This window comes from Burkholderia humptydooensis, assembly GCF_001513745.1.
Taxonomy (GTDB): Bacteria; Pseudomonadota; Gammaproteobacteria; order Burkholderiales; family Burkholderiaceae; genus Burkholderia; species Burkholderia humptydooensis.
The window spans coordinates 1406754-1418759 of record NZ_CP013380.1; the positions used below are offsets into that span (position 1 = coordinate 1406754).

At 68.5% G+C, this 12006-nt stretch carries 8 protein-coding genes and 1 pseudogene; 4 read left to right on the forward strand and 5 right to left on the reverse strand.

What is annotated here, in order from left to right:
- Window positions 1-290: 290 nt before the first annotated feature.
- From AQ610_RS06510 to AQ610_RS06530, 5 genes are all read right to left on the reverse strand, one after another.
- On the reverse strand, window positions 291-1514 hold the full coding sequence (locus AQ610_RS06510; RefSeq protein WP_006025886.1) for an NnrS family protein: 1224 nt from the start codon (window positions 1512-1514) through the stop codon (window positions 291-293).
- A 153-nt stretch (window positions 1515-1667) separates the two neighbouring features.
- Entirely contained in the window at window positions 1668-2756 is a 1089-nt protein-coding gene (locus AQ610_RS06515) for a DUF8744 domain-containing protein (protein WP_045554829.1), read from the reverse strand.
- A 22-nt stretch (window positions 2757-2778) separates the two neighbouring features.
- A complete protein-coding gene (locus AQ610_RS06520; RefSeq protein ID WP_006025888.1) occupies window positions 2779-3105 on the reverse strand; it encodes a metal-sulfur cluster assembly factor in 327 nt (108 codons plus the stop codon).
- A gap of 80 nt (window positions 3106-3185) precedes the next feature.
- Entirely contained in the window at window positions 3186-5474 is a 2289-nt protein-coding gene (locus AQ610_RS06525) for a nitric-oxide reductase large subunit (protein WP_006025889.1), read from the reverse strand.
- A gap of 497 nt (window positions 5475-5971) precedes the next feature.
- A complete protein-coding gene (locus tag AQ610_RS06530; RefSeq protein WP_006025890.1) occupies window positions 5972-7138 on the reverse strand; it encodes an alkane 1-monooxygenase in 1167 nt (388 codons plus the stop codon).
- 454 nt (window positions 7139-7592) lie between these two features.
- Here AQ610_RS06530 and AQ610_RS32850 point away from each other — a divergent pair.
- The 4 genes and pseudogenes from AQ610_RS32850 to AQ610_RS06560 form a co-directional block, all read left to right on the forward strand.
- Window positions 7593-8346: pseudogene (locus tag AQ610_RS32850) on the forward strand (FAD-binding domain-containing protein); the annotation flags it as partial.
- Window positions 8347-8445: 99 nt separating this feature from the next.
- Complete coding sequence (gene cysC / locus AQ610_RS06545) at window positions 8446-9048, forward strand: adenylyl-sulfate kinase (RefSeq protein WP_006025893.1); 603 nt, start codon at window positions 8446-8448, stop codon at window positions 9046-9048.
- Between the two features lie 677 nt (window positions 9049-9725).
- A complete protein-coding gene (locus AQ610_RS06550) occupies window positions 9726-10439 on the forward strand; it encodes an autoinducer binding domain-containing protein (protein WP_009913036.1) in 714 nt (237 codons plus the stop codon).
- A gap of 554 nt (window positions 10440-10993) precedes the next feature.
- Window positions 10994-12004: an alpha/beta hydrolase family protein gene (locus AQ610_RS06560; RefSeq protein WP_006025896.1), complete on the forward strand. Its 1011-nt coding sequence runs from the start codon at window positions 10994-10996 to the stop codon at window positions 12002-12004.
- Window positions 12005-12006 lie beyond the last annotated feature (2 nt).

Consider the following 12006-nt stretch of genomic DNA (forward strand, 5'->3'; position numbering starts at 1 on the left):
TGGCGCGCACTTGACGGCGATTAAGGCGAGGCGAATCCGGGCTGCGGCATCGATCGCCGGTTGCGCGGACCGAATGCGCGACGCTCGTGCGGATGGCAGGATTTGCCGCGCGGCCGCGAATATGCGGCTCTGACGCGTGACGGGAGGCGGGCGGGAGAGCGGGCGCTCACGGTGTGCGCCGTCTCGTGTCCGCAGCCGGGCGGGTGCGGTGAGCGAACCGGGCATCGCCGACGAGAAAGCGAGGTCTCGCCGAACGACTTGCGACTAACGACTAACGTCCGGCAATGCGCCTACTCGCCGGACTTCGCGTCCGAACCGGGCGCGGTCAACGCAGGCGAAACCAGGCGTCCGGCATAGCGCGCGACGTAGACGAGCAGCGCAGCCGTCCAGGCGACGCCCGCGACGACGAGCCATTGCGCGGTCGCGGCGGGCGCGAGCCACGGCCCTGCGACGCGCGCGAGCGTCGCTGCGATCAGCAGTCCGTAGCAGACGCGCTCGGCGAAGTTCGCGACGGGCTCGCGTGCCGTCTGTTCCAGCGCGGTGCGCGTGATCATCCCGATGATCGCGCAGCCGATCGCGCCCATCGTGAACGTGTGCAGCGCGAGCGAATGCGCGACGAGCCCGTATGCGCTCAAGGCCGTCAGAGCGAAGCCGGCGGCGATCGATGCATAGGCGACGTGCAGGATCGACAGCATCGGCCGCCGCCCGGTCGCCCAGAAGCGCCAGCCGGCGAGCCGCGCCGCGTGCAGCGCGGCCGCCGCCCCGGCGAGCGCGGCGATCGCGGGCGCGGGGGCGGCCGTCGCGTCGGCGATCAGCGCGGCGAGCGTCACCGGCATCACCGACGATTCGACGATCCGCCACTGCCCGATGGTGAGCTCGGGCCGCGCGGCCGTCGCGATCGACGGAATGATGCGCCCGCCGATGATGACGATAAAGAGCACGAGCAACCCCGCGGCGAGCTCGACGCAGCGCAGCGCCCAGTCGGCGTGGCCTTGCCGGAGCCACAGGTGAAAGAGCGCGTTGAGCACGGCGAGCATGCCGAGCGCGACGGGCAGGAAGATGCCGTGCCGATTCCTCGCGCCGATCAGCGCGCGGACGAGCGCATAGGCGATCGCCGGCAGGAACGCGACGTCGACCGCGGCCGCGGCCCAGCCGGGCCCCGTCCACATCAGCACGCGGCCGGCGAGCCACAGCAGCCACAGCGCGGCGAGCGACGGGCCTTGCGCGGGGTTCGTCGACGTCCAGGTGCGCACCGACGTCAGCAGGAAGCCGGACACGATCGCGCCGCCGAAGCCGAAGACCATTTCGTGCGCGTGCCAGAAGAGGCCGCTCGCGGGCGGCGCGTGGCCGGCCCAGTCGCGGCCCGCGAGCGCGCCGAGCCACGCGAGCATCGCGATCGCGCCGAAAGAGGCGCCGCCGAGATAGAAGGGCCGGAAGCCGGTCGACCACAGCGCGGCGCGGCGGCCGTCGGGCTGCGCGGGCGCGTTGTGGTCCGTCGAGCGGACGAGCGGCATGGCGTTCCTCCATTTTCCGATATGTTGCTTTCGTGATGCATGATAGGAGAAGAAGCGCGCGCATGTGCTGCGACAAGATTGGATTGCGCGGCCGCATCTTTGTCCGCGCGCAAGGCTGTCGCGTTCGCGCGTTGACGCGACAGATGCGGTGAACTAGCCGGCTCGCTTGCCGTTGCTGCTAGGCCTCGTCGAACGGCGCGCGAGCGCGGCGATTTCGCCGCCCGCGCGCCGCAGCGCGAACGCATCGAAGAGACCGCCCGCGACGCGCAGCGCGACGGCTGCGTGCAAGAGCGCGAGCGGCGCGTGGAAGAACGGCCGGTACGCGACGCGCAGCCGTGTGACTGCCGGCACGATGATCGGCATGTGCCCGAGGATCATCGAGAACACGAAGCCGAGCGTGAGCGCGTGCAGTGCGGCGTCGTGCGCCGGATGGCCGGGCGCGAGCGCACCGGTCAGGCCGAGTGCGCCGCTCACCGCGAGCCAGCCGTAGCCGGACAGCAGGCAGACGGCGATGAAGCGCGTGAGGCCGCGCTGGCGCACCGTGCGGCGCGCGACGTCGTAGCGGATCAGCCACGACGCGAGCAGCAGTTCGCCCGCGCCGAACAGCCGCAGCGCGGGCAGCGGCTGCCACGGCGCAAGCGCGGCGGCGACGGGCAGCAGCGCGGCGATGCCGCAGAAGCAGGCGCTCGCGCCGCGCGGCAGCGGGCGCACGCGCGTGAGCTCGAGCCGCTCGGCGGCGATCGTCAGGATCAGGAACGCGAGCCACCACGCAACGGCCGCGAACGGATCGCCCGTCAGCAGCCAGACGACATCGCCCGCCCACCAGCATCCGACGCTCGCGGCGAGCACCCACAGGAACAGCGCGGTTTGCCGCCGCAGCACCGCGGCGTTGACGGCGAGCGCGACGCTTGCCGCGCCGGCCAGCAGCGCGGCGGCGAGCATCGGCGGCGCGCCTGCAAGCAACGTGATGCCGGCCGCGACGGCCATCGCCGGCACGAGATACGCCCAGCGCGCGCCGAGCGCGACCGCGCGCTCGATGCCGATCACCGCGCCGAAGAACACCGGAATCATCAGCACGCCGTGCCACGCGAGCCTCGATACGGCATGCGCTGGCGCGGGCGCGCCGAGCCGCGCGAGACCCGTCGCGACGCCGCACGCGAGCAGCGCGACGATCACGCCGCCCGCCGTCGCTCGGACGATCGGGCGGGCGAACGAAGCGGCCGGTTGCATGGCGGCGGGCACGACGTCGAGGGCGTGAAGCGCGTTACGCGATCGGCCAGCCCATCTGCTCGCGCGCCGCGTCGCTCATCATCTTCGGCGCCCACGGCGGCTCCCAGACGAGATCGACGTCGACGGGCAGCGCATCGGAGGTGGCGTCGCCGAGCGTCGCCTGCACGTCGTCGATCACGACGCCCGCCATCGGACAGGCGGGCGACGTCATCGTCATCGTCACGACGATGCGCTCTTCGGTGCGTTCGATCCGGTAGACGAGACCGAGGTCGACGATGTTGACGCCGATCTCCGGATCGATGACGTCGCGCAGCGCGAGCTCGTCGGGCGTTTCGCTTCGGATTGCTGAGGCATTCGGCATGATTGCTCCGGACGGAGGGAGGAGAGGAGGCCGGCGGGCCGTGCGATGCGCCCGGCCCGCCGGCGGCGCGAGAGCGGCGCTTACATGCGTTGCGCGGCCTGGCCGACGGCGCGCTCGTCGGGCTGCGGCGGCGCGGGCCGGCGCAGCAGGCGAAGCGCGAACCAGCCGAGATACAGCACGCCGAACGCGAACACGATGTCGCCCGGCACGCGCAGCCACACGAGCGCGTTCATGATCGGCGCGTGCACGACTTCCGGCGAGCGTGCGTACCAGAGGCCCTTCGTCACGCTCGCATACGCTTCATAGATGCCCGACGGCAGGATCGACACGAACACCATCATGAAGAGGCCGACGTTCAGCAGCCAGAACGCGGGCTTGAGCAGGCCGTCGCTCCACGCGCCGCGCGCCGACATGCCGCGCAGGCAGAACAGCATCAGGCCGATGCCGAGCATCCCGTACACGCCGAACAGCGCGGCGTGGCCGTGCGCGGGCGTCATGTTCAGGCCCTGCACGTAGTAGAGCGAAATCGGCGGATTGATCGAGAAGCCGAGCAGGCCCGCGCCGACGGTATTCCACGCGCCCACCGCGACGAAGCAGAGGATCGCCCACTTGTACGACTGGATCCACGGCGCGGCGTGCGACTTGCGATACGTCTGCCAGCCCTCGAAGCCGACGAGCGCGAGCGGCACCACTTCGCACGCGGAGAACACGGCGCCCACCGCGATGATCGACGTCGTCGTGCCGGTGAAGTACAGGTGGTGCAGCGTGCCGAGAATGCCGCCGAACAGGAACACGATCGTCTCCATCACGATCGCGCGGTTCGCGCTTTCGAAGCGGATGAGGCCGAGGCGCGCGAAGATGAGGGCGATCACCGCGGTCGCGAACACTTCGAAGAAGCCTTCGACCCACAGGTGCACGAGCCACCATCTCCAGTACTCGATCATCGAGTAGTGCGTGTTTTGCCCCCACGCGAGCGACGACGCATAGAAGAGCCCGATGCACGCGGCGGACAGGAACACCATGCCGATCAGGCCGCGGCCTTCGGTCGCCTTGTTACGCAGCGCGGGCATCAGCGCGCGGCCCATCAGGAACAGCCAGAACAGCAGGCCGACGAAGAGCAGGATCTGCCAGACGCGGCCCATGCTCGTGTACGCGAGGCCCTGATTGCCGATCCAGAACGAGAAGTTCGTGCCGAGATGCTTGAGCGAGCCGAGCCAGCCGGTGACGGTCGAGCCGACGACGATGAAGATCAGCGCCCAGAACAGCACGTCGACGCCGAGCTTTTGCAGCTTCGGCTCGCGGCCGGACAGAAGCGGCGAAATGTAGAGGCCCGTCGCGAGCCACGCGGTCGCGATCCAGCGGACGCCGAACTGCGTATGGATCGTGCGGCTCACGACCCACGGCATCACGTCCGCGAGCGGAATGCCGAAGAAGCTGTGGCCTTCCACCGCATAGTGCGCGGTGATCGCGCCCATGAAGACCTGCGTGAGCAGCAGGCCGATCACGACGTAGAAGTACTTCTTCGTCGCGCGCATCGACGGCGTCGGCTTCACGTTGAAGAGCGGATCGTTGGTCGGGACGGCGAGCGGCGCATCGTGCTCGCCGTGCGCGGTGTGATACCAGACCATCGCGGCGATCGCGCCGAGCAGGATGATCACGCTCGCGATCGACCACATGCCGTTCGCGGCGGTCGGGGTGTTGCCGACGAGCGGCTCGTGCGGCCAGTTGTTCGTATACGTGATGCCCGTTTCGCCGGGACGGTCGGTCGTCGCCGACCACGCGGACCAGAAGAAGAACGACGCGAGCGCGGTGCGGTCGGCCGCGCCCGGCACCGAGCCTGCCGTCATCGCGTACTGGTCGCGCAGCGTGTCGAGTGACGGATCGGCGCCGAACAATGCTTCGTAGTGCCCGGCGACCCGCTGCGCCGCCGCCGCGCGCGCATCCGACAGCGTGAGGCGATCGTTCGCGGCGTCATAGCGGTTCGCGCGCATTTCATGCTTCAGGCGCGCATCGAGCATGCCTTGCTGATCGACGGGCAGCTTCTCGTACGGCGCGCCGAATTGCTGGCGCGCCCACGCGTCGCGCAGCTCGAGCGCTTCGCGATGCAGCCAGTCCGCCGACCAGTCCGGCGCGACGTAGCTGCCGTGCCCCCAGACGGTGCCGAGTTGCTGGCCGCCCGATGCGAGCCAGACCTGCTGACCGAGCCTGATCTGCTCGCCAGTGAAAATGACGCGCCCATTTTCGCTGACGACCGTGTTCGGTATCGGCGGCGCGGCGAGATAGATGTCTCTGCCGAGCCATAGCAGGACGGCGAATGACGCGAGGCAGACGAGCCCGAGCCATGCCCATGAACGACGTGTGGAGCGCATGACCTCTCTCCTTTCAAGAGGGTGAATGTGGAGAAAAACGTTCAATGCGACGGTGGCGCGACAGGCCGTCGATTAAACATGTGCAAAGAATGTATGTTTTGGCGGATGGTATGAGACGGCCATGCGCTTGTAAAGGCTCGATGCCGCGACAGGGCGGCGCGACGGCGTTGCGCGCCGCATCGCGCGGGCCGCTCAGGCGCGCCGATATTGGGCCGCCGGGCGTGGCGGGAAAGGCGGCGTGTCAATTGGTCGCGGGCGGGCGCGACGTCGCGGCGCGAGGTATGGCGGCGATGGGCGCGCGTGCGACGTGAGCGCCGTGTATGCCAGGGACGGCGGCGTTTCGCGGTCGGAAAAAGCGCGATTCAGGCGAGGCGGTTGCGGTCGTTCAGCGCGAGAGGGGCGAAGCAATGCGGGCGAAGCAACGAAACGCGAACGCAAAGCGTCGCGGCGTCCGCGCGCCGGGCCGCCGTGGGGCGGCGTCCCGGCGCGTCATCGAATCATGGCGTGTTCGCGATCGCCAGATTCGCGAGCACCTTCTGCCGGATCGACGGCTTGATGTTCGATTGCGCCATGTCCGCGCCGTAGTGCGCAACGACCCGCGGATTCATCACCCGGAACCACAGCGGCGGCACGTACGCGAGCAGGATCATCGCCGCGTAGCCGGCGGGCAACTGCGGCGAATCGTCGAAGTGCCGCAGCGCCTGATACGAGCGCGTCGGATTCGCGTGATGATCGGCGTGGCGTTGCAGTTGATAGAGGAACAGGTTCGTCACGACGTGGTTGCTGTTCCACGAATGCTGCGGCGTGCAGCGCTCGTAGCGTCCGGTCGGCAACTGCTTGCGGCCGAGTCCGTAATGCTCGACATAGTTCACGACCTCGAGCAGCGACGCGCCGTAGGCCGCCTGGATCAGCAGGAACGGCGCCACCTTCGCGCCGCCGAACGCGATCGCGGCGCTCCATAGCGCGACCGTCATCGCCCATGCCTGCAGCACCTCGTTGCGCCACGACCAGACCGGGCGGCCGCCTCGCGCGAGACGCTCCCGCTCGAGCCGCCAGGCGGAGGCGATGCTGCCCGTCACGGTGCGCGGCAGGAACGCCCAGAACGATTCGCCGTAGCGCGCGCTCGCGGGATCGTTCGGCGTCGCGACGCGCACGTGGTGCCCGCGATTGTGCTCGACGAAGAAGTGGCCGTACGCGACGGGCGCGAGCGTGATCTTCGCGAGCCAGCGCTCGAGCGGGCTCGTCTTGTGGCCGAGCTCGTGCGCGGTGTTGATCGAAATGCCGGTCGCCGCGCCGAGCGAGAGCGCGAAGCCGAGATAGTCGTACCATGCGAGCGGCTTCGTGCCGACGATCCAGATCGCGCCCGCGAATGCGACGTAGACAACGAAGGTCGCGAGATAGACGACATGGCGATAGTAGCGGTCGCTTTCGAGCCGGGGCACGATCGATTCGGGCGGATTCTCGCTGTCGACGCCGATCAGCAGATCGAGCACCGGAATGACGCCGAACGCGAAGAGCGGCCCGAACCACCAGAAGATATGCCAGCCTGTCGACAGCGCGAGGAGCGCGGCGAGGAGCGGCAGCGTGATCGTCAGCGCGCCGAGCAGCCACCAATAGCGTTTCGTGTCGGTCCAGTCGGCCGACGCCGGTTGCCGGATTGCCATTGTCTCCCTCCATGTCGGGTACCGATTTTGTTGCGCTCCGATCGATCGCTTGCGCAAGCGATCGCCGTTCGCGCCGACGGGTTCATGCCCGTTGCGCTGATTTATACGTGTTCAATTATCGTTCAGCCAAACATTCGGAATAGGGCGCGGCCTCCAAACATCGGCGCGGCCGGCAGGCGTTGCGATACCGCTTGCGTCGGGGGTCGATTCAAACGTCCGCGTATTCCATGATTGCCGAACGGACGACGCGTAAAACCGAGGGTAATTCCGTAAATTTTGGGGGGGCGGTGCACGAAGCTTGAGCGCGCGGCGCCGCGCCCGATACGGTCGGTCCGCGTTGACTTTGTTTCGTTTGTCTTTCATCGAAGTCCGTCCGTTGTCTTCATCCGTCCCGGCCGCGCCCGCCGTCGTCGGGTTTCGCGATGATCTGCGCGTGTACCGTCATCCCGCGCTCGCGCGTGCCGCCGAGTCGGGGCGCCCCGTGATCGAGCTCGACGCGCTCGGGCTCGAGCCGAGCGCCCGGACTGGGCGGGCGGTTTGCGCGAAGCGTGGCGTTTCGGCGAGGACGCGCGCACCGCGCGGCGACGCAGGCGGATCTCGACACGTTTCTGAGCGAGCTCGGCTGGCGGGAGTTTTGCTGGGCTCAGCCCTATCGTTTTCCGGACCTGCCGCGCCGCAGCCTGCGTCACACGCTCGACGGGATGCCGTGGCGCGACGATCCCGCCGCGCTCGCCGCGTGGCGGCGCGGCGCAACGGGTTATCCGTTCGTCGATGCCGGCATGCGCGAGCTCCGGGCGACGGGCGGGATGCACAATCGCGCGCGGACGGTTTGCACGTCGTTCCTCGTCAAGCATCTGCTGATCGACTGGCGGGTGGGCGACGCGTGGTTCCGGGACACGCTCGTCGACGCGGACGCCGCGCCGTACTTCCGGATCTTCAATCCGGTCGCGCAGGGGAGGCGGTTCGATCCGGACGGCGCCTACGTGCGGCGCTGAGCGTCCGAACTGGCCGGCTTGCCGCCGGCCGCGCTCCGCGAGCCCTGGGCCGCGCCGCCCGCGCAGCTCGCCGCGGCGGGCGTGCGGCTCGGCGACACCTATCCGATGCCGATCGTCGCGCACGACGCCGCGCGCCGGCGCACGACGCCGCGCGCTCGACTCCATTTGCGACAACCCGATGAAGCCGGTGCTGGAGCATTTAATCTTTTGTAATTAATTCGTCTGCAATAATCCGGGAAGAGCGCATTTTTTATCTTTTTCAGTGGTTAAACTCTCACCTCGTGCCAAAGGGAGTTTGAAAGAGGCTAACGCATGGACATGATGGGCGGTTTTCCGCCGGAGGCGGTCGCTCCGGTCGTATGGATGACGGGGCTGCCGGGGGCCGGCAAGACGACGACGGCGAACGCGCTGCTGAACCGGCTGATCGAGGGCGGCGCGAAGGCGGTCGTGCTCGACGGCGATGCGCTGCGCGCCGGCCTTTGCGCCGATCTCGGCTTTTCCGACGCCGACCGGCTGGAGAACATCCGCCGCTTCGCGCACGTCGCCAAGCTGTTCCAGCGCGAAGGCTATGTCGTGATCGTCGCGACGATCTCGCCGCTGCAGGCGCATCGCGATCTCGCGCGCTCGATCGTCGGGAAAGGCTTCTTCGAGGCCTACGTGGCGACGTCGCTCGAAGTGTGCCGCTCGCGCGACCCGAAGGGGATGTACGCGCGCGCCGAGCAGGGGCGGCTGATGCAGTTCACGGGCGTGTCGGGCGCGTACGAGCCGCCCGTGGCTCCCGATATCCTGATCGACACGACGAACTGCAGCGTCGCTTTTTCGCTCGCCGAAGTCATGGCGCAGCTTGCGCGGCTGAACGCGTTGCCGGCGCAACTCGCCGCCGCCGCATCCGCGCCCGCCACGGCGCTCGGCTGACGGACGTTCGATTCGCGACGCGCGGGGGCTCGCTTGCCGCCCGCGCAGCGGATCACGCGGCGCATTCCCGGCGCTTGCCGCAGCGCTCGTTTTCCTGCTCGTTCCCGTTCGATCGCGCGCCGCCGGCAGGCGTGTCGCGCTGTCCGTCGGCAGACGTTCGTCATCTGCCGACTCGCACGCGGCGCGCGTCATTCAACTGACGAATGCGTCGCGCGTGCCTCGCGTCGCAATGCGCCGATTTACTTTTTGGTTAAAAATTGCGATATCACACAAGCCGCACTCGCTGCGCGTGTCGATGCACCCATTATCTTTCGCCCACTTTTCACTCGCTTTTCGCCCGCTCCGCCGATGCCTGCACAAAGGCTTTTTTGAGATGTTCTGGCGTCGCGCGTGAATAATCCGAGCAAGCATTGAGCGATTTCTTCGGCTATTCGAGCAGCGTATGGGGCCGTTTTGGGGAATGAAAAAATCTCATTTGCCCGAAGGTCGCCGCGCATGTGTAATTCGAATCGCATTACACGAAAACGCAAACCGCATAAGCACAATCAATCATAAATACATGCTGATCATTCGGGCCGGTTGATCTTGCCTCGCATTGCCGCGTCGGGCGCGGCGCATCGTACCGCTACGCGAGAAACTTCGGCTTGCCCGAGCATGGAGGTCCGATGAGGGCGGCGATGGGGAATTGGGCAGAGGATCTGCTGGCGGGGCTCGACAGCGCACGATCCGAGGAAGAGGCGTTTCGGAGCATCGAAACCGCGACGACGGCCCTCGATTTCGAATACTGCGCATACGGGCTGCGCGTGCCCTGGCCGCTGTCCAGGCCGCGCATCGAGACGCGCAGCAATTTTCCCGAGCAATGGAAGCGGCGCTACGTCGAGGCGGGTTTTCTCGACATCGATCCGATCCTCGCGCACGGCCGCCGATCGCAGCAGCCGGTCGTCCTGAGCGAGACGCTGTTTGCGTCCTCGCATCAGATGTGGGTCGAGGCGCAGTCGTTCGGACTGCGGTTCGGCTGGGCGCAATCGAGCTTCGACGCATACGGCGGCATGGGCATGCTCGCGCTCGTCCGCTCGCGCGGGCCGGTGACGGAGGCGGAGCTCGACGCGAAGGAATACCGGATGCGCTGGCTCGTGCGCACCGCGCACGCCGCGCTCGGCCGCATGATGTTGCCGAAGCTGATGGCGGACCCGGAGCGCGGGCTGACCGAGCGTGAGGTCGAGGTGCTCAAATGGGCGGCGGACGGCAAGACGTCCGGCGAGATCTCGAAGATCCTCGCGATTTCCGTCGATACGGTGAACTTCCACGTGAAGAACGCGATCCTGAAGCTCAGGACCGCGAACAAGACCGCGGCCGTCGTGCGCGCGGCGATGCTCGGGTTGTTGAGTTGAGCGGGGGCGGGCAAAGCCCGGCGTACCGGTACGCCGCCGCAACCCGGCATCGGGCGACGATTCCGGCCGGCGGCGTTCGGCGCACCGCGCCGCGTCGTGCGTTTCGGCGTCCGCGCAATATCGCCACCGTTCGCTCGCGGCTCGGGACGGCAGGTATGGGCCGGCGCATATTGGGTCGCGCGCGCGTTCCGCTCACCGCGCGCCGCCGTTTCCCGACCGGGCGCGGCTCGCTGCCGGCTTCGCGCAAATCGAGTAACGTATCGTTGCTGCGTCGCGGCGGCCATTCAGGCGGCGGCCATTCGGGCCATTCGGGCCATTCGGCCGTGCGATGTCCGCGCGGCGATATCCGGGGCCGCAGCAATGCGGAACCTGAGCGGACGGCGGCGCATCGGCGCGCGTCGCCGTGCCCGCGCGGCGTCGCAGCATCGCGATGCCGCCCGATTGCGGCGGGCGATCGACGGACGTGCATCCGCCGGTCCGCGGCCGACTGACGAGAGCGGACGGCCGCGCGGCGCCCCGCCCCGACAAATCGAAGATATAAGGAGACGATAGATATGCCGGACCCGCAACCCGACGCCATTCCGCCCGAGCCCTTCATCGCGCCCGCCGCCGACGGCTTTCCCGTGCGCGGTTTCGCGTGGCGGCATCGCGGCCCTGCGGCGGGCAGGCCGGTGACGGTCGTCAATTGCGCGACGTCCGTGCGCTGCCGCTATTACTTCCGCTTCGCCGCGTATCTGTTCAGCCACGGCAGCGACGTGCTCGTCTACGACTATCGCGGCATCGGCGAATCGCGGCCCGCCTCGCTCGCCGGCTTTCACGCGACCTGGCTCGACTGGGGCCGCCTCGATTGCGACGCGGTGCTGCAATATGCGGCGCGCACGTTTGCAGGCCAGCCAGTCGACGTCGTCGCGCACAGCGTCGGCGGCGTCGTGCTCGGGCTCGCGGCGTCGAATCCGCTCGTGCGCCGCGTGCTCACGGTCGGCTCGCAATATGCGTACTGGCGCGATTACGCGGGCTCGCACCGGCTGCGGATGCTGATCAAATGGCATCTCGCGATGCCGGTTCTCGCACGCGTGTTCGGCTACGTTCCGGCCAAGCGGCTCGGCTGGATGGAGGATACGCCGCGCGGCGTCGCGCTGTCGTGGAGCCGCAGCCGGCCGCGCTTCGAGGACGCGTACGTGCGCGCGCCGCTCGACGAGACGCCCGACGCGCGGCGCGAGCTCGTCGAGCGCTTCACGCGCCTCACCGCGCCGATGCTCGCGATCGGCCTGTCGGACGACGAGTTCGGCAGCGTCGAGGCGGTCGAACGCCTGCTCGGCTATTACACGCGCAGCGCGGTCACGCATCTGCGGATCGCGCCCGAGCAGATCGGCGCGGCGTCGATCGGGCATTTCGCGTTCTTCCACAGCCGCTTCGAACCGACGCTCTGGCCGATCGCGCTCGGCTGGCTGAAGACGGGCGCGCTCGCGCCCGGGACGCCGGGCGACGTCTATCGGCAGTCGTCCCCGCCCGAGCGCGGGCTCGCGGCGCGCGACGAAGCGGCAGGACGGACGGCCGCGGGCTGAGC

Coding starts and splice junctions, on each gene's coding strand:
- AQ610_RS06510 (WP_006025886.1), bottom strand. CDS start 1,514: ATGCCGCTCGTCCGCTCGACGGACCACAACGCGCCCGCGCAGCCCGAC.
- AQ610_RS06520 (WP_006025888.1), bottom strand. CDS start 3,105: ATGCCGAATGCCTCAGCAATCCGAAGCGAAACGCCCGACGAGCTCGCG.
- AQ610_RS06525 (WP_006025889.1), bottom strand. CDS start 5,474: ATGCGCTCCACACGTCGTTCATGGGCATGGCTCGGGCTCGTCTGCCTC.
- AQ610_RS06530 (WP_006025890.1), bottom strand. CDS start 7,138: ATGGCAATCCGGCAACCGGCGTCGGCCGACTGGACCGACACGAAACGC.
- cysC (WP_006025893.1), top strand. CDS start 8,446: ATGGACATGATGGGCGGTTTTCCGCCGGAGGCGGTCGCTCCGGTCGTA.
- AQ610_RS06550 (WP_009913036.1), top strand. CDS start 9,726: ATGGGGAATTGGGCAGAGGATCTGCTGGCGGGGCTCGACAGCGCACGA.
- AQ610_RS06560 (WP_006025896.1), top strand. CDS start 10,994: ATGCCGGACCCGCAACCCGACGCCATTCCGCCCGAGCCCTTCATCGCG.